The 19,688-nt window shown below is 67.9% G+C and carries 20 protein-coding genes; 13 read left to right on the forward strand and 7 right to left on the reverse strand.

Annotated elements, in window-relative coordinates; genetic code table 11:
- Window positions 1-202 precede the first annotated feature (202 nt).
- On the forward strand, window positions 203-427 hold the full coding sequence (locus ACAM57_RS21770; RefSeq protein ID WP_369658884.1) for a hypothetical protein: 225 nt from the start codon (window positions 203-205) through the stop codon (window positions 425-427).
- A 45-nt stretch (window positions 428-472) separates the two neighbouring features.
- On the opposite strand, the gene ACAM57_RS21775 is transcribed toward ACAM57_RS21770, so the two are convergent.
- Window positions 473-1,393, reverse strand: a complete 921-nt coding sequence (locus ACAM57_RS21775) for a LysR family transcriptional regulator (RefSeq protein ID WP_369658885.1) — start codon at window positions 1,391-1,393, stop codon at window positions 473-475.
- A 154-nt stretch (window positions 1,394-1,547) separates the two neighbouring features.
- On the opposite strand from ACAM57_RS21775, the gene ACAM57_RS21780 reads away from it, so the two are divergent.
- Window positions 1,548-2,897 carry a M20 family metallopeptidase gene (locus ACAM57_RS21780; RefSeq protein WP_369658886.1) on the forward strand — a complete coding sequence of 450 codons (1,350 nt, stop codon included), beginning with the start codon at window positions 1,548-1,550 and terminating at the stop codon, window positions 2,895-2,897.
- Between the two features lie 15 nt (window positions 2,898-2,912).
- Here ACAM57_RS21780 and ACAM57_RS21785 read toward each other — a convergent pair whose 3' ends face one another.
- The gene (locus ACAM57_RS21785; RefSeq protein ID WP_369658887.1) at window positions 2,913-4,403 is read right to left on the reverse strand and encodes an FAD-dependent monooxygenase; all 1,491 of its coding nucleotides are present in this window, start codon (window positions 4,401-4,403) and stop codon (window positions 2,913-2,915) included.
- 246 nt (window positions 4,404-4,649) lie between these two features.
- Here ACAM57_RS21785 and ACAM57_RS21790 point away from each other — a divergent pair, with 246 nt between their 5' ends.
- Window positions 4,650-7,667 carry a PAS domain-containing protein gene (locus ACAM57_RS21790; RefSeq protein WP_369658888.1) on the forward strand — a complete coding sequence of 1,006 codons (3,018 nt, stop codon included), beginning with the start codon at window positions 4,650-4,652 and terminating at the stop codon, window positions 7,665-7,667.
- A gap of 33 nt (window positions 7,668-7,700) precedes the next feature.
- On the opposite strand, the gene ACAM57_RS21795 is transcribed toward ACAM57_RS21790, so the two are convergent.
- Window positions 7,701-7,886, reverse strand: a complete 186-nt coding sequence (locus ACAM57_RS21795; RefSeq protein WP_126024628.1) for a hypothetical protein — start codon at window positions 7,884-7,886, stop codon at window positions 7,701-7,703.
- A gap of 343 nt (window positions 7,887-8,229) precedes the next feature.
- Between ACAM57_RS21795 and ACAM57_RS21800 the strand changes: the two genes are divergently transcribed.
- On the forward strand, window positions 8,230-9,069 hold the full coding sequence (locus tag ACAM57_RS21800) for a phosphate/phosphite/phosphonate ABC transporter substrate-binding protein (protein WP_369658889.1): 840 nt from the start codon (window positions 8,230-8,232) through the stop codon (window positions 9,067-9,069).
- 108 nt (window positions 9,070-9,177) lie between these two features.
- Complete coding sequence (locus tag ACAM57_RS21805) at window positions 9,178-9,882, forward strand: glutathione S-transferase N-terminal domain-containing protein (RefSeq protein ID WP_369658890.1); 705 nt, start codon at window positions 9,178-9,180, stop codon at window positions 9,880-9,882.
- A gap of 32 nt (window positions 9,883-9,914) precedes the next feature.
- Here ACAM57_RS21805 and ACAM57_RS21810 read toward each other — a convergent pair whose 3' ends face one another.
- The 4 genes from ACAM57_RS21810 to nthA all read right to left on the reverse strand — a co-directional run bounded on the left by ACAM57_RS21810 (window position 9,915) and on the right by nthA (window position 13,025).
- Window positions 9,915-11,138 carry a glutamate carboxypeptidase gene (locus ACAM57_RS21810; RefSeq protein ID WP_369662462.1) on the reverse strand — a complete coding sequence of 408 codons (1,224 nt, stop codon included), beginning with the start codon at window positions 11,136-11,138 and terminating at the stop codon, window positions 9,915-9,917.
- Between the two features lie 170 nt (window positions 11,139-11,308).
- Entirely contained in the window at window positions 11,309-11,677 is a 369-nt protein-coding gene (locus tag ACAM57_RS21815) for a nitrile hydratase accessory protein (protein ID WP_369658891.1), read from the reverse strand.
- Window positions 11,674-12,339, reverse strand: coding sequence for a nitrile hydratase subunit beta (gene nthB, locus ACAM57_RS21820; protein WP_369658892.1), 666 nt, complete (start codon window positions 12,337-12,339; stop codon window positions 11,674-11,676). Before nthB ends, ACAM57_RS21815 begins: the two co-directional genes overlap by 4 nt.
- Entirely contained in the window at window positions 12,336-13,025 is a 690-nt protein-coding gene (gene nthA / locus ACAM57_RS21825; RefSeq protein WP_369658893.1) for a nitrile hydratase subunit alpha, read from the reverse strand. Before nthA ends, nthB begins: the two co-directional genes overlap by 4 nt.
- Window positions 13,026-13,095: 70 nt before the next feature.
- Between nthA and ACAM57_RS21830 the strand changes: the two genes are divergently transcribed.
- The 8 genes from ACAM57_RS21830 to tssE all read left to right on the forward strand — a co-directional run bounded on the left by ACAM57_RS21830 (window position 13,096) and on the right by tssE (window position 19,688).
- Window positions 13,096-13,938 (forward strand): thymidylate synthase, encoded by an 843-nt coding sequence (locus ACAM57_RS21830; protein ID WP_369658894.1) that lies wholly within the window; start codon window positions 13,096-13,098, stop codon window positions 13,936-13,938.
- Complete coding sequence (locus ACAM57_RS21835) at window positions 13,935-14,459, forward strand: dihydrofolate reductase (RefSeq protein ID WP_369658895.1); 525 nt, start codon at window positions 13,935-13,937, stop codon at window positions 14,457-14,459. The genes ACAM57_RS21830 and ACAM57_RS21835 overlap by 4 nt, the downstream gene beginning before the upstream one ends.
- Before the next feature lie 10 nt (window positions 14,460-14,469).
- Window positions 14,470-15,612 (forward strand): App1 family protein, encoded by a 1,143-nt coding sequence (locus tag ACAM57_RS21840; RefSeq protein ID WP_369658896.1) that lies wholly within the window; start codon window positions 14,470-14,472, stop codon window positions 15,610-15,612.
- Between the two features lie 194 nt (window positions 15,613-15,806).
- Window positions 15,807-16,046, forward strand: coding sequence for a hypothetical protein (locus tag ACAM57_RS21845; RefSeq protein ID WP_126024619.1), 240 nt, complete (start codon window positions 15,807-15,809; stop codon window positions 16,044-16,046).
- A 460-nt stretch (window positions 16,047-16,506) separates the two neighbouring features.
- Complete coding sequence (gene tssB, locus ACAM57_RS21850; protein WP_369658897.1) at window positions 16,507-17,088, forward strand: type VI secretion system contractile sheath small subunit; 582 nt, start codon at window positions 16,507-16,509, stop codon at window positions 17,086-17,088.
- Window positions 17,089-17,149: 61 nt separating this feature from the next.
- Window positions 17,150-18,652, forward strand: a complete 1,503-nt coding sequence (tssC, locus tag ACAM57_RS21855) for a type VI secretion system contractile sheath large subunit (protein WP_126024617.1) — start codon at window positions 17,150-17,152, stop codon at window positions 18,650-18,652.
- A gap of 59 nt (window positions 18,653-18,711) precedes the next feature.
- A complete protein-coding gene (locus tag ACAM57_RS21860) occupies window positions 18,712-19,194 on the forward strand; it encodes a type VI secretion system tube protein Hcp (RefSeq protein ID WP_126024616.1) in 483 nt (160 codons plus the stop codon).
- A gap of 32 nt (window positions 19,195-19,226) precedes the next feature.
- The gene (gene tssE, locus ACAM57_RS21865; RefSeq protein ID WP_369658898.1) at window positions 19,227-19,688 is read left to right on the forward strand and encodes a type VI secretion system baseplate subunit TssE; all 462 of its coding nucleotides are present in this window, start codon (window positions 19,227-19,229) and stop codon (window positions 19,686-19,688) included.

Consider the following 19,688-nt stretch of genomic DNA (forward strand, 5'->3'; position numbering starts at 1 on the left):
GACTCATGCACCCGATCAGAACGACAAAGGTGGTGCGCAACCCGCGAAGCAGCCCCGATTCAGGGATCGGAGCCCCACATTGGGGACGCTCCCGCATCCCATGTTCTGGCGATGAAGACATGCGGCAAACCCGTAGGCTCGGGAAGCCACGGGGCGCGTTGTCTTCAATGAAGCCCCCGGACCCTTTTTCACCAGGCGAACCATGATCGAGACAGAGACGCTGCCCGATGAAGAACTGGGCGCGCAGGCCACCGAGTGGCGTCGGCGGGCGCTGCAAGGCGAGCTGCACGCCCGCGGCATCGCCCATCAGCTGGAGGCCGAACTGCGCCGGCGCGCCGGCGTCCACCACCATGCCGACTACGACACGCTGGACCTGCGGTCGCTCGAGCATCGGCAGGGAAAGCGGCCCTGGTGGAAGCCCTGGTGAGCAGGGTTTGCCTGCACGCTGGCGTGCAAGGCCGCAATGCAGCAATCACTTCACCGTCCGCACTTTCTGCCGCGAAGCCGGCTTCGCAGGCAGACGATCCCGCTGGCCCGCGGCGGCATCGCGCAGACATTCGACGAAGGCTTGCGCCGCCGGCGTAGGCCCGGAGCCGGCGGGCAGGCACACCGACACCTGCACGCGCGGCAGCGGCGCTGCCAGCGGCAGGCGGACCAGCCCGCGGGAGGCGACGGGGTCGTCCGCCAGCGAAGCGGCGGCCAGGGTCAGCGCGTCGGCATTGCGAACCAGCGAAAGGCCGAACTGGACCGACTGGCACACCACGATGTTGCGCGGCGCCGCCAGCCCGGCCTGGCCCAGCGCCCGCACGCCGTAGGAAGGCACGGCCCACAGCGCGTCCTGCAGCCGCTCGATGGTGCGCACGCGCGCCATCGGATGCCCCGCGCGGGCGATGGCGGCCAGCGGGGCTTGCAGCAGCACCTCGCTCGTCAGGCCGTCCTGCACGGCCGCGCCTTCCAGGTCGCTGAGCACCGCGAGGTCGTGGCCTGCCCGAAGGCCGGTGGCCTCGGCGCTGGTGATCTCCACCAGTTCCAGCGAAACGCCGGGGCAGCGCGCACGAAAGGCCAGCAACGCCTGCGGCAGCAGCCGCGCCGCCGCGAGCGAGCTGAAGGCGGCGCGCAGGTGGCCGCCGCCGTCGCGCAATTGCGCGATCTCGCTTTCCGTGCGGCGGATCTCGTCGAAGAGCACGGCGGCGCGCCGCAGCAGGACCTGGCCGATCTCCGTGGGAACGATGCCCCTGGCGCTGCGCACCAGCACGGGCGCGCCGATGGATCGCTCCAGCTCGCGGATCGCATAGGTCATGGCCGGCTGCGTCAGCGCGGCATTGCGGGCCGCGGCGCGGATGCCGCCGGCCTCGGCCACGAGACGGAAGATTTCCAGGTGTCGCAGGTTCATCGTGGAGCTCATCGGGGTACGGAGTACGCGGGAAGGTGATCGAGAAATTTGATCGCCGGATGGAGATTTTTGTCTTTTCTTCTATCCCCCGGTCCATTAACTTCGCGCCGACCGACGACTGCCCTCCCCTCCTCCGAACCTTTCGAGCACCAGCATGAAGCAACTGCATCTCCTTGCCGCACTCGCCGCAGCCTGCCTGTTCAACCTGAATGCCGTGGCCCAGGGCAACGGCCCGGCCGCGCCCTCCGAACTGCAGCAGCGCGGGCTGTCGCTGGCGGACGCCACCGAGGCGCAGGTGATCGCGTGGCGCCGCCATATCCACCAGAACCCCGAGCTCTCGTTCCAGGAGGTGCGCACGGCCGCGTACGTGGCCGAGGCGCTGCGCAAGATGCCGGGCATCCAGGTGCAGACCGGCGTTGCAAGGACAGGCATCAAGGCCGTGCTGCGCGGCGGCAAGCCGGGGCCGGTGGTGGCCCTTCGCGCCGACATGGACGCGCTGCCGGTGGAGGAGCGCAACGACCTTCCCTTCAAGTCGGCCGCCAAGGGCGACTGGCTCGGCAAGGAGGTACCCGTAGCGCACGTCTGCGGCCACGACACGCACGTCGCGATGCTGCTTGGCGCGGCGCAGGCGTTGTCGGAAATGCGTGCCGACCTGCCCGGCACGGTGGTCTTCCTGTTCCAGCCGGCCGAGGAACTGGGCCCGGGGCCGGTGCCGAGCGGTGCCTCGGCGATGGTGCAGGCGGGCGTGCTCGACAACCCGAAGGTCGACGTGGTGATGGGACAGCACATCAACGCCAGCGGCGCGGTGGGCATCGGCTACCGGCGCGGCGCCCTGATGGCCAGCGGCGACATGTTCAAGATCTCGCTGAAGGGCCAGGGCGGCCACGGCTCCTCGCCCTGGACCGCAAAAGACCCGACGCTGGCGGCGGCCGAGATCGTGCTGGCGCTGCAGAACATCGTGAGCCAGCGCATCGATCCGCTCGACGGCCCCACCGTGGTCACCGTGGGCATGCTGCAAAGCGGCAACCGCGCGAACATCCTGCCCGAGACGGCGGAGCTCGCCGGCACGGTGCGCTCGCTGTCGGCCAGGAACCAGAAGGTGGCGCACGAGAACATCCGCCTGAAGGCCCAGAAGATCGCCGAGCAGTACGGCCTGACGGCCAAGGTGGACATCGACACCGGCTACGAGGTGCTGGTGAGCGACCCCGAGGCGACCCAGACGGTGGTGAAGAGCCTCGAAGCCGCGGCGGGCCCCAACGCGCAGGCCCGAGAGATCGGCCCGCGCATGGCCTCGGAAGACTTCGGCGCCTTCGGCAGGAACCTGCCGGTGGTGTTCTGGAACCTCAACGCATCCCCGTTCGGCGACAAGCCCGGCGCGCCCAATCATTCGCCCGAGTTCGTCATCGACGAGAAGGCCCTGCGCATCGGCGTGCGTGCGCTGGTGGGCAGCACGCTCGGCTACATGGCGGCGCGACCGGGCAAGGATGTGACTGCGTCACGCTGAGCAAGGCGGCTGCGCTCAGGCGCCGAACCACCTGTTCATCGCCTGCTGGAGACCATCCGATGCGCCATCGCTCGCCCAAGCCACATAGCCATCGGGCCTGACCAGCACCGCGGCCGGCGCCGCGACCGCTCCGAGCGCGGGCAACTCCCACGGGCCGTCGCATCTGCCATTGACCAGCTTGATGCGGCCAGCCCACGGCGAGACATCGAAGCGGCCTGGCGCGCCCAAATCCAGCAGCAGCGGCCGCGCATCCCGCAGCAGCGCGAACACGCGCACGGGGCCATCGGCGGTGAGCACGTCGAGATCCGGCATGCGGCGACCGAGCAACGGGTGTCCCTCGCCCAGGTCGTAGCGGATGGCGAGCCCCGACATCTCCGCCGCGATCCGCCTGCGGGGCTCTTCCATGCCGAGAAGCTCCGACATGATTTCGCGCAAAGCCTCGGTGCGATCGTCCGTGCGCTGCAGCGCGACCTGCGCCATCGTCGTGCGCAGCACGCGAGCCGCCACCGGATGCCGCTCGGCGTGATAGGTGTCGAGCAGGCCTTCGGGCGAGACGCCCTTGACCACCTGAGCCAGCTTCCAGCCCAGGTTCATCGCGTCCTGCACGCCCGTGTTGAGGCCCTGCCCGCCCACCGGGGAATGCACGTGCGCGGCGTCGCCGGCCAGGAGCACCCGGCCCTTGCGGTAGGCCGCGGCCTGGCGCGACATGTCGGTGAACCTCGAGATCCAGTTCAGGCGCCGGATTCCATAGTCCGTTCCACAGGCCTCGACGAGCAGTTCCTTCAGCTCGTCCAGCGTGGGTTCGCTCGTGGCGCCCGCGGTCTTCTCGGTCACCATCACGCCGACAGGACCTTCCCTGGCGAAGATGATCCTGCCGTCGCGGATCTCGTACTGCTCCCTGCTGAAGGCATGCACGCCCCGCGCGGTGCGGTGCACGCCCAGCGGCGGCTCCTCGGCCATCTCGACCTCGGCGAGGATGCTGCTGGTGGTCGCGTCCCACCCCGGAAACTCGATGCCCGCGGTCTTGCGCACCAGGCTGCGCCCGCCGTCGCAGCCCACCAGGTAGCCCGCGCGCAGCGTCTCGCCGCCGGACAGCTCGATGGTCACGCCCGCATCGTCCTGCACGAAGCCCTTCAGCTCGCGGCCGCGATGGACCGGCACCGCGAGCTCGTCGATCCAGCCCGCGAGGATGCGCTCGATGTGCTTCTGCCTCAGCGCCAGCCCGTAGTTGTGCCGGGTCGGAAAGTCGCTGATGTCCAGGCGCGTGACCGCGAACCCCGTGACCTGCGCCACCTGCCCCTGCGCGAGGAACCGGTCCACGATCCCGCGCTGGTCGAACACCTCCAGCGTGCGTGAACTCAGGCCGCCGGCGCGCGAGCCGGCAAGCTCCTGGTCCGGCCGGCGCTCGACGATGGCGACATCGATGCCCGCCAGAGCCAGTTCACCCGCCAGCACCAGGCCCGTCGGGCCCGCTCCGACAATCACTACCGCATGTTCTTCCGTCATCCGTAGAGCCATTTGTCTTCATTCGCAGGAAAGATCGCGATGACACCTGTACCTTCGACCTAACGATGGCCTTCGCACAGGGGCATCCGCGCCCGATTCATTGTCCATCGCGGGCGAAAGGACCCGTTGCGCCTCAGCGCCGTGCCTACAGGCGCAAGGGCATTGCTCGTGCGGTCGAGAGAAAAACCCCGTTGCTATCATCGACTCATGCAGTCACGGCCACCCCGTGGTGGCGGAGGAAAGCGAGTGCGGCTCAAGCTGAGAACGAAGACGGCACTGCTGATCACGTCACTGGTGCTCGTGCTGGTCGGCGTGACGGGCGGGTGGCAATACCGCAGCCTGTCCAGCGAGTACATCGAACTGATGCGCGAGCAGCAGCAGGCGCTGACCGACAGCGCCGCGGCCGACCTCGACTACAAGCTCGGCATCCATCTGTCGGCCCTGGCGCGCGCGGCCCGCGAACTCGGCGCGCAGGGCTTCGCGGACCCCGCGGCGCAGCAGCGCTTTCTCAGGGACCAGGACCTGCGCACGATGTTCGACAACGCCGCGCTGGCCACGCCCGACGGCGCCATCGTGGCGATCAACCCTCCCACCGAGCGGCCTTCGAGCATTGCCGACCGCGACTACTTCCGCCGCGTGCGCGACACGGGCCAGCCCACGATCTCGGCGCCCCTTCTCACCAGGAGCGCGCGGCAGCCGGCGGTCATCATGGCCGTGCCCGTGGACGGAACGGACGGCCGCCTCGCCGGCGTGCTGGGCGCGGCGCTGAACCTGCAGCGCGCCAACGTGCTCGGCGATCTCAGCCGCGCCACCGTCGGCCGGGGCGGCCACTACGTGATCGTCACGCGCGGCCCCTCCCCGCAGATCGTCATGCACCCCGATGCGAACCTGCTGCTCAAGCCCGCGAGCGCCCTCGCTTCCGGCGACGGCATCGGCAAGGACGTCGCCACTCATGCATCCATTCCCGCCGCCGGCTGGGAGCTGCGCCTGGTCGTGCCCGCCGCCATCGCCTACGCGCCGCTGGAACAGGTGCGGCGCAACCTGCTGCTGCAGATGCTCTGGCTCGGCCTGGGCTGCGCGCTCCTGGTCTGGGTGGGCACTACATGGGTGATGCGCCCCCTGGAGGCGCTGAGCGGCGCGATCCGTACCCTGCGCCGCTCGCCCGATAGCCAGGTCGGCCTCGATGTCGTCGCCAACGACGAGCGCGGAGACCTCGCGCGCGAGTTCGACGCGCTGATGGCCGAGCTGCGCGAGCAGCGGCTCGAGATGGCCGCGGTCACCGACGCTTCGCCGGTGGGCCTCTTCCGCTGCGACAGCGAAGGCCGCATGACCTACGTGAACGACGAGTACCTGGCGATCCACGGCCTCGCGCGCAAGGATGCGGCGGCGGGCTGGCTCACGCTGGTGCGCGAGGAGATCCGCGAGACGGTTCGCCAGGAGTGGGCGCGCCTTGCCAACTCGGCCACGCCGGTGGCGGTCACGCGCCGGCTCCATCGCAGGGACGGCACCCGCGTGCTGGTTGCGTTGAGGAGCCGGCCGGTGCTCGCGGCGGACGGCCGCGTGCTCGGCCATGTGGGCACGGTGACCGACATCACCGAGCGCACCCGGGCCGAGCAGGCGCTGCGCACGCTGACCGCCATCTTCGACATGACGACCGACTACATCGTCCAGCTGGACGCGAAGGGGCGGCTCATCTACATGAATCCGGCGGCGCGGCTGCGCACGGGCCTGGCGCTCGACGCGCCGATCGAGCAGTTCAGCGTGGCCGACTTCAACCCGCCGGAGACCATGGAAAGGCTCGCCACGGAGATCGTGCCCACCGCCGTGCGCGCGGGCATCTGGGTGGGCGAGTCGATGGTGTGGGACGCCAGGCGCGAGGCGTTCCCGGCGAGCCACATGGTGATCGCGCATCGCGACAAGCACGGCAAGGTGGAGTACTTCTCCGGACTGATGCGCGACATATCCGCGGCCAAGGCCGCGGAACGGGCGCTGCGCGACAGCGAGCATCGCCTGCGCATGGTGACGGACCACCTGCCGGCGCTGATCTCCTACCTCGATCGCGACCTGCGGTTCCGGTTCGTCAACAAGGCCCACCAGGACTGGTTCGGCATCCCCACCGAGCAATTGCTGGGCATGGGCCTGTGGAAGTTCTACGGCGAGGAGGCATGGGCCGAGATGGAGCCGCACCTGCGCGCGGCTCTGGCCGGCAGGCAGGTCACCTACGAGCGCAGGCTGAAGACGCCCGGCGGACGCCGCGACGTCCAGGCCACGGTGGTACCGGAGCGCGACGAGCACGGCGAGGTGATCGGCCTCTACACGCTGGACAGCGACATCACCGCGCACCACGAGGCGGAGGAGGCGCTGCAGGAAAGCGAGGCACGCCTGCGCACCGTGGCCGATGCGCTGCCGATGCGCGTGGCCTACATCGACGCGGAGGAGCGCTACCGGTTCAACAACCTGGCCTACGAGCGCGGCTTCGGGCTCTCGCGCGAGCAGATCCAGGGGCACACCGTGCAGGAGCTGCTGGGCGAGCCCGACTACCTGGCCCTGCAGCCGCACATCCGCGCGGCACTGGCCGGCGAAACCGTCACCTTCCAGAGCGAGGTCGCCAGGAGCGACAGCTACTACTGCTACGAGGCCCAGTACATCCCGCAGCCCGCGGTCAACGACGAGACCATCGTCGGCTTCCATGCCGTGATCACCGACATCACTCGGCAGAAACTCGAGGAGAAGCGCCTCGTGACTCTCGCGCAGGTCGATCCCCTGACCGGCCTCGCCAATCGCTCGGGCTTCGAGGCGCGCCTGGACGAAGCGATGGAGCGCGCCCGGGGTGCCGGCGCGCTGATGGCGCTGATGTACCTGGACATCGACGGATTCAAGAAGATCAACGACCAGTTCGGGCATCAGGTGGGAGACGAGCTGCTGCGCGGCTTCGCGGGCAGGCTGTCGCAGGCGCTGCGCTCCGGTGACGTCCGCGCGCGCCTGGGCGGCGACGAGTTCACGGTGATCATGGAAGGACTGCCCGGCGCGGATGCCGCGATCTCGGTGGCCTCCGGGCTGATCGACGCCATGCAGCAGCCGTTCGATCTGGAGGAGCGCACGATCCTCGTCAGGACGAGCATCGGCGTGGCCTTCTACCAGGGCGGCGACGCGACGGCCGCCGCGCTCGTCAGGCAGGCCGACGAGATGCTCTACCAGGCCAAGGGCGCGGGCCGCAACAACTACCAGGTGGCGTCGCATCCGGTCGGGGGGCATCCGGCCTGAGGTCCCTCCCGTACGGGGCTTTTTCCGCCGGCGTCAACGCATTTCCTGCTGCAGGCTCATCGTCGTCACCGGGCTCTTGACGGGCGCCTCGGACATCAGTTGCTGGAGATCGAACTGGAAGCTGCCCCCGGCGCGCTCGCGTTCCACGGCCAGGTGCAGGAGGGCAATGGTTGCTATCAGCACCGCCATGGCGAACACGAGCCATAGCTCTCCCCGCAAGGGTTGGGGCTGGGATTGCGGCTGTGGCTGCTGGTGGCCTCGTCGACTGCGGCTTCTCATCTCTTGTTCCTCCGGTTGATGACGGCAGGAGTCTGCGTGGCCCCGGGCTCCGGTCGCGTCGGACAAAGCTGGCGCGCCTTGTATTCCGCCTCCGATAGATGGCGGGCGGGCAGCCTCCCGAGGGGTGCACCCGTTGACCGGCGTCAATGCGCAAGCCGTAGCACGAACCTACTATTTGCCGCCATCGGCGTGCCATGGAATACGTGGGCTGTTGCACCAGACCGGATCAATGTAATAATTTAGTTACAAAATTCACTACCACCCTCCGAAGAAAGCCCTCGCCATGCAACGCCTGCCCCTTCATCCCTCGCTTCGCCTCGTCGCTCGCCTCGCCACGGGCGCGCTTGTCGCGGCCGGCGCCTCGGCGCATGCCTTCGTGATCGGTGTCAGCGAAGGCGTGAGCTACGACGTGTCCGACGCACAGGTCACGGCGCGTTTCGAACCGATCGCCGAGGTGCTCTCCAAGGCGCTGAAGCAGCCGGTGACGGTCAAGGTGCTCAATTCGTACAACGGGGCGCGCGAGGCGCTGAAGCAGCAGCAGGTCGACCTGGCCTTCGTGCATCCCTCGCACGTGGCGCTCGGCGCCATCAAGGGCGGGCAGTACAAGGCCTTCGCCTGGACCACCGGCTACACCGACTACAAGGTGTCGTTCCTGTGCAAGGAGCAGCAGCCGATCTCCGACTGGAAGAGCGTGGCCGGCAAGCAGCTGGTGATGCCCGACGCCGACTCCATCACCTCGGTGATCACGCGCGCCATGCTGCGCGAGCAGGGCCTGCAGGGGCCGGCTGCGGTGAAGGTGACGAACACGCGCTTCCAGGAGGCCGTGCCCTTCTATGTGCAGAACGGTTTCGCGGCCTACGGCGCCACCGCGGCTTCGGGCGTGATCAAGACCTGGAAGGACGGCGGCGGCAAGATCTGCGCGGAATCGCGCGCGGTGCCGATCAAGCAATGGCTGGCTTCCAGCAAGCTCGACGCGGCCACGGTGAACACGGCGCGCGACGCATTGCTGGGCCTGGCGCAGACCGACGCCGGCAAGCGCGCGCTGGCGGCATCGAGCTACGTGGGCTTCGTCAAGCCCTCGGCCGATGTCGAGGCTTCGCTGATGAACTGGCTCGGCATCTGATCCGAGGACACGCAAGGGCCGACGGCAGGACAAGACCGCACGCGCACGCCCGGCCGCAGGCCCGGGCAGAATCCCGCGCTTGCAGTCTTCTCCCCCAAGGACCCTTTCATGACCGATCTCTCGAGCTTCCCCATCACGAAGAAGTGGCCCGCGCAGCACCCCGAGCGGCTGCAGCTGTACTCGCTGCCCACGCCCAACGGCGTGAAGGTGTCGATCATGCTGGAGGAAACCGGCCTGCCCTACGAGCCGCATCTGGTGAGCTTCGAGACCGGCGACCAGATGTCGCCGGAGTTCCTGTCGCTCAACCCGAACAACAAGATCCCGGCCATCCTCGACCCCGATGGTCCCGGCGGCAAGCCGCTGGCGCTGTTCGAATCGGGCGCGATCCTGATGTACGTGGCCGAGAAGACCGGCAAGTTCATTCCGCAGGACGCCGCCGGCCGCTACGAGACCCTGCAGTGGGTGATGTTCCAGATGGGCGGCATCGGCCCGATGTTCGGCCAGCTCGGCTTCTTCAACAAGTTCGCCGGCAAGGACTATGAAGACAAGCGTCCGCGCGACCGCTACGTGAACGAGTCGAAGCGCCTGCTGGGCGTGCTCGACAAGCGCCTGGCCGGCCGCGCATGGATCATGGGCAGCGACTACACCATCGCCGACATCGCCACCTTCCCGTGGATCCGCAACCTGATCGGCTTCTACGAAGCGGGCGACCTCGTCGGCTTCAAGGACTTCCCGAACGTCGCGCGCGCGCTCGAAGCCTTCGTGGCGCGCCCCGCCGTGGTGGCGGGGCTGGGCATTCCGAAGCGCGGCTGAGCTGGAAGCCCGCGCGCCCCTTTCGATTGCACTCAGTTGCCGGTGGACAGGTCCATCAGCATGCGCGAGAGCAGATAAAGCCGCGGCACCACGCTCTCGACTTCCGCGTACTCCTCCGGCGTGTGGATGCCGCCGCCCACGATGCCGAAGCCGTCGAGCACCGGCACTCCGACGCCCGCCACCAGGCTCGCATCGGCCGCGCCTCCGCTGCTCTCGATGGTGAGCTTCTTGCCGATCTCGGCGTAGATGCCTTCGGCCATGTTCACCAGCTTGTCGGAAGCGGGCGAGCGCGGCATCGGCGGCAGGCCGCGGATCAGGCGCACGCGCACCTCGGTCTCGGGAATCAGCTTGTTCTGCGAGATGCGCACCAGATCCTTCTCGACGCGGTCGAGCTCCTCCGGCGTGGCGGCGCGCACGTCGCCCTTGGCGCTCGCGGTCGCGGGAATCACGTTGGTCGGGCCGTTGGCGGTGAGCACCGTGAAGTTGACCGTGGTCTTCTTCGCCGCGTCGGCCGTCTTCGACAGCTGCAGCACCTGGTGCGCCACTTCCATCGCCGCGTTGCGGCCGGCCTCGGGCGCCACGCCCGCGTGGGCCGCCAGCCCCTTCACCTCGACGAGCGCGGTGGCCGAGCCCTTGCGCTCGACCACGAGGCCGTCGGCCGGGCGGCCCGGCTCCAGGTTCAGCGCCACGTCGTGCTGCTTCGCCACGCGCTCGATGAGCGCGCTGGTGCCCACGGAGCCGGTCTCCTCGTTGGTGTCGAGCAGGAAGGTGATCTGCCCATAGTCCTTGAAGCCGATCTGCTGCAGGATCTTCAGCGCGTACAGGCCGGCCACCACGCCGCCCTTGTCGTCCATCACGCCGGGGCCGTAGGCGCGGCCGTCCTTGATGTAGAAGGGCTTGGCCGCGGCCGTGCCTTCCTTGAAGACGGTGTCCAGGTGCGCCAGGATCAGGATCTTCTTCTTGCCCTGCCCCGTCAGCGTGGCCACCACGTTGGTGCCGGGATGCGGATCGGCCGGAAAGGTCTCGATGCGCGCGCCGAGCTTGCGCAGCTCTTCCACCGCCAGCTCGCGCACCTTGGCCAGGCCCGCCGTGTCGGCCGAACCCGAATCGATGTTGACCATGGTCTCCAGCATCTTGAGCGCGCCATCCTTGCTCTGGGTGGCCGCGTCGAGCACGCCCTGGTGGGCCTTCTGCGCCATGGCGCTGCCGGCGAAGAGCGCGCATGCGAGCGCGGTGCCCTGGACGATGGCGAGCATGCGGCGGCGCGCGGGTGCCGGGAACTTCATGGCCGAAGAAGCTGAAGAAGCGGAAGAAGCCGATGCGGGATGGCGCGGGTGAGTCGTCATGTTGTCCGTTCTGTTGAAGGAAGTTCGGGAAAGGCAAGGCGGGCTCGCACCCGCCTTGCCGCCCGCACTCTACAGACAGTTCAGCCGGGAAAGTCTTCCCCGCGCAGTTCGATCGGCTGACCATGCGGCGTGCGGCCCGCCGCGTGCTCCCAGGCATGCCGGTAGCGGGCCAGTTCGTCGCCCGAGCTGGCGCCCTTGCTGGCCACGAGCTTCTCTAGCGCGGCGAGCCAGTGCAGGTAGTAGGTCTGGCCGTTGTCGGGGTCGCCCGCGGCCTGGGCTTCGGAGATCTGCGCGGCTAGCGCCTCGGCCCATTCGGGCCATGTGAAGAGGCCGCGCTCGTGCAGCGCCAGCGTCATCGCGAAGGCCTGGGCCTCCCAGGGCGCGCTGAACACGGGCCCGTGCGCATCGCGCGGCATGCCGGGCGCGAGGGGCATGCGTTCGCCGCTCATGCAACGGCCTCCAGATAGCTTTCCCACGCATCGACCGACACCGAGAGGTTCTGGCGCGGCGCATCTTCGCCCCACAGTTCGGCCTCGTCGAACTCCACCGTGTAGAGCCACTGCGGCTGCTCGCCGAGCCCTTGCGCGTTGGTGTCGGCGAACACGTGCGCGCCGTGTACCTGGACGATGGTGCCGCGCCTGCCCTGCACATAGGCCGGCAGCCGCGTGTGATGCTCGACCTTGCCGAGACGCATGCGCACCTCCTGGCCCGCGGCGAAGCGTGCCGGCGCAGGTGCCGGCCGCTGCGCGGGCGAGCCCTTGGCCAGCACCGCCGGCACGTCGGCCGCGCGCAGCACGCGGGCCACGGGCGCGGCCGGATGGCTCATCTCGCCGCTCGCAATCTCGTCGGGAAAGATCTGGCCGCGCTGCAGCATCAGCTGCTCCAGCGCGCCAAGCCAGATCCGGTAGTAGCTCAACTCGCCGTAGTCGGGCAGCGTCTCGCGCACGGAGCGGCTTGCGTCGATGTTCCAGGAGCCTGTCGCGCCCATGGCCAGCACCAGCGCCAGCGCGCGCGGCTCCCAGGCGGCGTGGAAGAGTTCGCCTTCAGCCTCGGGCACCACCTTGCCGAAGCCCGGCTGGCCGCCGAGGTCGGCCTTCGTCGCGTAGCTCATGCGGCACTCCCTGCTTCAGCCGGCGCACCGGCCAGCCGCGTGCCGATCATCGAATCGCGCGAGACCAGATCGGCGAGTTGCTCTTCGCTCAGGCCCTCGGTGCCGGCGGGCCGCTGGGGGATGACGAGGTAGCGCACCTCGGCGGTCGAATCCCACACGCGGATGCGCGTGGTCTCGGGCAGGGTCACGCCGAAGTCGGCGAGCACGCCGCGCGGGTCCTTCACCGCGCGGGAACGGTACGGCGCGCTCTTGTACCAGGTGGGCGGCAGGCCCAGCACGGGCCAGGGGTAGCAGCTGCACAGCGTGCAAACCACCATGTGGTGCGTGTCGTCGGTGTTCTCCACCGCCACCATGTGCTCGCCCTGCCGGCCGGTGTAGCCCAGCGAGGCAATCGCCGCTGTGGCATCGGACAGCAGCCACTGCCGGAAGGCCGGATCGACCCAGGCCCGCGCCACGACCCTCGCGCCGTTGCGCGGGCCGATGCGGGTCTGGTAGGTGTCGATCAGCACGTCGAGCGCGGCCGGGTCGATGTAGCCCTTCTGCGCGAGCACGCTTTCGAGCGCGCGCACGCGCAGGTCCATCTCGCCGAGTTCGCTGTGTTCGTGATCGTGGCCATGGCCGTGGTGGTGGCCGTGGTGGTGGCCGTGGTCGTGACCGCTGTCGTCGTGGGGGTGGTCGGAGCTCATCCGGGCGATGCTACGCCCGGGCACTTAAAATTCGAAGCCTCCCGCCAGATCCCCCGGAAGCCTTTCGTCCATGACCTCCACGCCCGCCCGCCCCGTCCGCTCCCAGTACGAAGATTTCATGCGCCACGTCGACACCCATGGCGTCTTCAAGAGCGACCGCACGGGCACGGGCACCAAGAGCGTGTTCGGCCACCAGATGCGCTTCGACCTGAACGAGGGCTTCCCGCTGGTGACCACCAAGAAGGTGCACCTGAAGTCCATCATCCAGGAGCTGCTGTGGTTCCTCACCGGTTCCAGCAACAACAACTGGCTCAAGGAGCGCGGCGTCACCATCTGGGACGAGTGGGCGCGCGAGGACGGCGACCTCGGCCCCGTTTACGGCGTGCAGTGGCGCAGCTGGCCCACCCCCGATGGCGGCCACATCGACCAGATTTCCGAAGTCGTCAAGACGCTGAAGACCAACCCCGACTCGCGCCGCATCATCGTGAGCGCATGGAACGTGGCAGAGCTCTCGAAGATGGCGCTCATGCCCTGCCATGCCTTCTTCCAGTTCTACGTGGCGCCGCCGCAGGCCGAGGGCGAACGCGGAAAGCTCAGCTGCCAGCTCTACCAGCGCAGCGCCGACATCTTCCTGGGCGTGCCCTTCAACATCGCGAGCTATGCGCTGCTCACGCACATGATCGCGCAGCAGTGCGACCTCGACGTGGGCGACTTCATCTGGACCGGCGGCGACTGCCACATCTACAGCAACCACGCCGAACAGGTGGCGTTGCAGCTCAGCCGCACGCCCTACCCCTACCCCACGCTGAACATCAAGCGCAAGCCGGCGTCGATCTTCGACTACCAGTACGAGGACTTCGAAGTGCTCGACTACCGGCATCACGAGGCGATCAAGGCACCTGTGGCGGTATGAGCAAGCCCCGCATCAACATCATCTTCGCCCGCGCCGCCAACGGCGTGATCGGCTTGAACAACACCATTCCCTGGCACATCCCGGAGGACATGGCGCACTTCAAGCAGCAGACCGCAGGCGCGCCGGTGATCATGGGCCGCAAGACCTGGGACTCGCTGCCGCCGCGCTTCCGACCGCTGCCGGGCCGGCGCAACATCGTTGTCACGCGGCGGGCCGACTGGCAGGCCGAGGGTGCGCAGCGCGCGGGCAGCCTGCAGGAGGCGCTCGCTCTTTGCGAACAGCCCGAGGTCGATACCGTCTGGGTCATCGGCGGCGCGCAGATCTACGCAGAGGCCGCGCCGCTCGCGCAGCGCGCTGTGGTGACGGAGGTTGCCCGCGAGTACGAAGGCGACGCATACGCCCCCGAGCTCGATGCCGCCTCCTGGCGCGAGACGCAGCGCGAATCGCATGTCTCGGCCAAGGACGGCCTGGGCTTCAGCTTCGTGACCTACGAGCGCATCGCTGCCGCGGCGAACAAATAGACGAACAGGCATGAGCGAAGGCGTTGCGCACCGGCCACTTCCGCCCGGCTTGCGACGCCGCTCGGTGATCGCCGGCGCGGTCCTTCTCGCGGGCCTCGCGCCGATGCGAGCTGTGCAGGCGGCCGAGCCACTGGAGCCCGACGAGGAAGCGCTCTTCATGACCGGCACGGCGCGCCCCACCATCGATGGCCGCATCGAGGTCGACATCCACGCATGGATCTTCGAGCGCGAGAACCGCTGGGGCCTCAACGCGGCCTTCGCGCGCTACCTGGGCCTCAGCCTGAAGAAGCTCTCGCCCGCGGCGCGCCTGCGCTTCAACCAGCGCACCGCGCTCTTCCACGCGGAGTCGGAGGAAGGCAAGGTGATCGACGTCGATTTCGAAGGCGGGCGCACGCGCGTGACGATGCCGCCATCGGGCAAGGATGGCCGCTGCAACCTACGCGTCGTGATCGACACGCCGCGCGCACCGCTGCTGCCGACTTCGCCCTCGCCGCAGGAGTGGGTGCAGTTCCACGGCGTGACCGGTCCGGGCGAGTTGCTGCACCGCTTCAGGGGGCACGCGCTCGTGGTGCCCGAGCAGGGTGTGTCGGTCATCTCGGACATCGACGACACCATCAAGCGCACGCAGGTGCGCGAGCGGCGCGAGATGCTGCTCAACACCTTCGCCCGCCGCTTCGAGGCGGCGCCTCGCATGGCGGGCTGGTATCGCGCACTGGCGAAGGTGCCGGGCACGCGCTTCCACTATCTCTCGGCGAGTCCCATACAGCTGTATCCGGCGCTGTCGGACTTCATCCGCAATGCGGACTTCCCGCAGGGCAGCATGCACCTGCGCGAGAGCACGACGTGGCGCACGCTCATTCCGGGCGACGACGATTCGCGCGCGCACAAGCTCGGCGTGATCGGCCGGCTGCTCGCGGAATTTCCGCAGCGACGCTTCGTGCTGGTGGGCGATTCGGGCGAAGCCGATCCCGAGATCTACGCGCAAACGTTTCGCTCGCATCCTCGGCGCATCGACAGCATCGTGATCCGCGACGTGACGGGCGAAGGCCGCACTTCCGAGCGCTATCGCGCGACCTTCGAAGGCATCGATCCGGTGCGCTGGCACATCGTGATGCCGGACACCGCCGAGTGGCCCGTGCAGGCCATCAACTAGGCATCGGCCAGCCTGCGCACCGGTCAGGCCTGCGGCAGGTCGCCGGAAACAAACTGGCACCTTCGTCCCCTTCTCTTCGCGAAAGGAACACTTCGGTACACGCGAGGAAAGGCACGCACGGCACAGGGTTTAGACAACGCTAATTGTTTGTGCGCACAATGTCCGAAACGCCCTCAACCAAAAGGAGACGGCTCATGTCCATGGAATTTCTTCGGGTCATCGCCGAGCAGAAATTGCCATATGTCATCCACACGCCGGCCGACATCGACAGGCTGCGCGTGCTGCGTGCGGCAGAGTTGGTGACAGCATTCATCCCGCCTTCGGAGCGTGCGCCCGACGAGCGCGCGATCCGCCAGCTCGCCCAGGTCGAATCGATCACGGCCAAGGGCATGCTGGCACTCAACAAGGCCACCTCGGCATTCATCGAACTGTAGGAAGACGCGGCTGCGTCTTCCCTGCGCGCGAGCCCCGCGGCCGCGGGTCGGCACCCTCCATCGGCTGTTACAAATAGCCCTCTTTTCCGCGTAACCCGGCCGGTTCGCGGCCATCCTCCGCTTCGCCTTTCTTGCTCATCCGCGTGACCGGAGGCGCTTGCTCGGGCGCATCTGCGTTACCACGCTGGCCTTTTGCGCGTCAATTGCGTGACAAAACACTCAATTACACGATTTTCTACGGATCGATGGCTTGCTTTCTCGCGCGGTTCTACCCGCTTCATGGGGTACCTACCCAATTCTGGGGATTGTGAGCAGATATCTCGATTTGTATCTTTCGTTCGTCTCAATGCATGCCGGGACTGCAACGGCAACGGGCCGCGCGGGCGCTTCCACAAGGCGCAGCAGCGTCGAAGACACCAACGTGTGTTCTTGTCAATTCAACCTTTTCTGAGAGCGAACAATGTCGAACAGCTTGCAAAAATGGGTGGGACGCAATCGTCCTCCGCGCGTCCAGATCACCTATGACGTCGAGATCGGTGACGCAGTCGAGAAGAAGGAGCTGCCGCTCGTGGTGGGCCTGCTGGCCGACCTGTCGGGCCAGCCCGCGCAGCCGCTGCCCAAGCTCAAGGAGCGCCGCTTCGTCGAGATCGACCGCGATAACTTCGACGGCGTGATGGGCAACATCTCCCCGCGCCTGGACCTCTCGGTGCCCGACACCATGAAGGGCGAAGGCAACCTGAAGATCGAATTGAACTTCAAGGAGTTCGGCGACTTCCATCCCGAAGCCATCGTGAGCCAGGTGCCACGCCTGGCCAAGCTGCTCGAGGCGCGCCAGCAGCTGCGCGACCTGCTGGCCAAGCTCGACGGCAACGACGAACTCGACGGCCTGCTCGAGCGCGTGGTTCAGAACAGCGAAGACCTCAAGACGGTCCAGAGCCAGGCCAAGGCGGAAGCCGACGTGGCACCGGCACAAGCCTCGGCTTCGGCTTCCGCGGAAGCCGCTGCCCAGACCTCCCCCGAAGCCGAAGCACCGGCAGCGTGATCAACCACGCCGGCCGCTGCCCCTCGCGGCGCAGCCCGGCACTTCATGAATGGTGATAGAGATGGCCAACAAATCCAAAGCCGCCGAAGCCGGCAGCGCAGCAGCAACCACCGTCACGACCAGTGACATGAGCCTGCTCGACAAGATCGTCTACGAAGGCAACATGACGACCGAGCCCTCGCAGGGCGCCTACGCGAAGAAGCTGATCGGCCAGCTGGCTTCGCAGATCCTCGACGAAGGCATGAAGACCAGCCCCGACAAGGGCGTGGTCACGCTGATCAACGAGCGCGTCGCCGAGATCGACCGCCTGCTGACCGACCAGCTCAACGCGATCCTGCACGCCCCCGAGTTCCAGGCCCTCGAAGCCTCCTGGCGCGGCCTGCACGACATGGTGTTCGGCACCGAGACCGGCAGCAACCTCAAGCTGCGCCTGCTCAACGTGAGCAAGAAGGACCTGCTGAAGGACCTGGAAGGCGCCGTCGACCACGACACCAGCGTGCTCTTCAAGAAGATCTACGAAGAGGAATACGGCACCTACGGCGGCCACCCCTACTCGCTGCTGATCGGCGACTACTACTTCGGCCGCCATCCGCAGGACATCGCACTGCTGGAGCGCATCTCCCGCGTGGCCGCCGCCGCGCACGCGCCCTTCATCGCCGCCGCCGCCCCGGCCCTGTTCGACTTCAAGTCTTTCACCGAACTGGGCGTTCCGCGCGACCTCTCCAAGACCTTCGAGAGCGCCGAGCTCGCCTCGTGGCGCGGCTTCCGCGATTCGGAAGATTCGCGCTATGTGTCGCTGGTGCTGCCCAGCTACGCGGCCCGCCTGCCCTACGGCGCCAAGACCATCCCCGTGGAGAACTTCAACTACGAGGAAGACGTGGACGGCACCGACCACGGCAAGTACCTGTGGGCCAACGCGGCCTACCAGCTCGGCCTTCGCATCACGCAGGCGCACTCGCTGTACGGCTGGACCACGGCCATCCGCGGCGTGGAAGGCGGCGGCAAGGTCGACGGCATGGTGGCCCACGCCTACAAGACGGACGAAGGCGACATCGCCCTGAAGCCGCCGACGGAAGTGACCATCACCGACCGCCGCGAGAAGGAACTGAGCGACCTGGGCTTCATCGCCATCGTCAACTCCAAGGGCTCGAACACCGCCGCCTTCTTCGGCGGCCAGACCGTCAACAGGCCCAAGGTGTACGACAAGGACGCGGCCAATGCCAACGCGGCAGTGTCGGCACGCCTGCCCTACATCCTGGCCGCATCGCGCTTCGCCCACTACCTGAAGGTGATCGTGCGCGACAAGATCGGCAGCTTCCAGACGCAGGCCGACATGCAGAAGCACCTGAACAACTGGGTCGCGAACTACGTGCTGGTGAGCCCCTCGGCGCCGCAGGCCATGAAGGCCAAGTACCCGCTGAGCCAGGCCCGCGTGGACGTGACCGAGGTGCCGGGCAAGCCGGGCTCGTACCGCGCCATCGCCTTCCTGAAGCCGCACTTCCAGCTCGAGGAACTCTCGGCCTCGATCCGCCTGGTGGCCGACCTGCCGGCAGCCGCCGCCTGATCGCACCGCACCGTCTCAATCAACGTCGACATACCGACTGAAAGAAAGAATTCTCGAAAATGCCTATCTACCTCAAGATGCCGGGCGTCACCGGCCAGACCCAGATCGAAGGCCACAAGGACGAAATGGAAGTGCAGAGCTTCCAGTTCGGCGCCGGCCTGGCCGTGACCTCGGGCACCTCCAACCAGGAACGCACCGCGGGCAAGCCCAGCTTCTCCGAGATCACCGTGACGCGCATCAGCGACTCGGCCACGCCCCAGCTGCTGCAGAAGCTCGCCGGCGGCGAGGTGTTCGCGGGCGACACCGTCATCACCTTCCCGCGCGAGGACAAGAGCGGCCTGCTGCCCCTGATGGTGGTGACGCTGACCGACGTGATCCTCAGCGGCTTCTCGGTCTCCAGCGGCGGCGACCTGCCTTCCGAAAGCATCTCCCTGAACTACGCGGCCATCAAGGTCGACTACACGAAGCAGAAGGAAGAAGGCGGCCAGGAAGGCGTCGCACCGTTCGGCTGGGACATCTCGAAGAACGTCGCGGTGGCCTGATGAGGCGCCGCTGACCCCGGGCGCCAACCACCGTGTCCGAACTCGTCAAAGGGGGCGTCGCCCCCCTGTTCGACCGGTTGGCGTCCGCGCAGTCCGAGCACGTGCGGGGGGCCGCGCATCTCGAGACGATGGAGTCCGTGCAGGACTCCATCGGCCGTGAGCTGCGCCGGCTCTTCAACACGCGCTCGCCGCTTTCGGCGGAGGACTACGCGCAAGGCAGCGGCACCGTCCTGGAGTACGGCATTCCCGACTTTTCCGTGTTCAGCTCGCAGAACGCGGCCGACCTGCAGAGGTTGGCCGCGCTTCTGCGCACGGCGGTTTCGCGCTACGAGCCGCGCCTGTCGGAAGTGAGCGTGCAGGTCAGCCCCGCGCCCAACCGGCATGAGGTGGCGCTGGTGCGCATCGGCGCGCAGGCGCGCGCCGGGCTCGCGCTGCGCCGCGTGGACTTCGAGATGCTCCTGGGCACGCCGGACAGCCTGATGAAAGTCGCCTGA

Origin of the sequence: Variovorax sp. V15 (assembly GCF_041154425.1) — a bacterium.
Classification (GTDB): domain Bacteria; phylum Pseudomonadota; class Gammaproteobacteria; order Burkholderiales; family Burkholderiaceae_C; genus Variovorax; species Variovorax guangxiensis.

What these genes read in the sequence shown, in the direction of transcription:
- ACAM57_RS21770 (WP_369658884.1), top strand. Translation starts at nt 203, where the DNA reads ATGATCGAGACAGAGACGCTGCCCGATGAAGAACTGGGCGCGCAGGCC.
- ACAM57_RS21835 (WP_369658895.1), top strand. Translation starts at nt 13,935, where the DNA reads ATGAGCAAGCCCCGCATCAACATCATCTTCGCCCGCGCCGCCAACGGC.
- ACAM57_RS21780 (WP_369658886.1), top strand. Translation starts at nt 1,548, where the DNA reads ATGAAGCAACTGCATCTCCTTGCCGCACTCGCCGCAGCCTGCCTGTTC.
- ACAM57_RS21785 (WP_369658887.1), bottom strand. Translation starts at nt 4,403, where the DNA reads ATGACGGAAGAACATGCGGTAGTGATTGTCGGAGCGGGCCCGACGGGC.
- ACAM57_RS21845 (WP_126024619.1), top strand. Translation starts at nt 15,807, where the DNA reads ATGTCCATGGAATTTCTTCGGGTCATCGCCGAGCAGAAATTGCCATAT.
- ACAM57_RS21830 (WP_369658894.1), top strand. Translation starts at nt 13,096, where the DNA reads ATGACCTCCACGCCCGCCCGCCCCGTCCGCTCCCAGTACGAAGATTTC.
- ACAM57_RS21815 (WP_369658891.1), bottom strand. Translation starts at nt 11,677, where the DNA reads ATGAGCGGCGAACGCATGCCCCTCGCGCCCGGCATGCCGCGCGATGCG.
- ACAM57_RS21800 (WP_369658889.1), top strand. Translation starts at nt 8,230, where the DNA reads ATGCAACGCCTGCCCCTTCATCCCTCGCTTCGCCTCGTCGCTCGCCTC.
- ACAM57_RS21775 (WP_369658885.1), bottom strand. Translation starts at nt 1,393, where the DNA reads ATGAACCTGCGACACCTGGAAATCTTCCGTCTCGTGGCCGAGGCCGGC.
- tssB (WP_369658897.1), top strand. Translation starts at nt 16,507, where the DNA reads ATGTCGAACAGCTTGCAAAAATGGGTGGGACGCAATCGTCCTCCGCGC.
- nthA (WP_369658893.1), bottom strand. Translation starts at nt 13,025, where the DNA reads ATGAGCTCCGACCACCCCCACGACGACAGCGGTCACGACCACGGCCAC.
- ACAM57_RS21840 (WP_369658896.1), top strand. Translation starts at nt 14,470, where the DNA reads ATGAGCGAAGGCGTTGCGCACCGGCCACTTCCGCCCGGCTTGCGACGC.
- ACAM57_RS21810 (WP_369662462.1), bottom strand. Translation starts at nt 11,138, where the DNA reads ATGCTCGCCATCGTCCAGGGCACCGCGCTCGCATGCGCGCTCTTCGCC.
- ACAM57_RS21860 (WP_126024616.1), top strand. Translation starts at nt 18,712, where the DNA reads ATGCCTATCTACCTCAAGATGCCGGGCGTCACCGGCCAGACCCAGATC.
- nthB (WP_369658892.1), bottom strand. Translation starts at nt 12,339, where the DNA reads ATGAGCTACGCGACGAAGGCCGACCTCGGCGGCCAGCCGGGCTTCGGC.
- ACAM57_RS21805 (WP_369658890.1), top strand. Translation starts at nt 9,178, where the DNA reads ATGACCGATCTCTCGAGCTTCCCCATCACGAAGAAGTGGCCCGCGCAG.
- tssC (WP_126024617.1), top strand. Translation starts at nt 17,150, where the DNA reads ATGGCCAACAAATCCAAAGCCGCCGAAGCCGGCAGCGCAGCAGCAACC.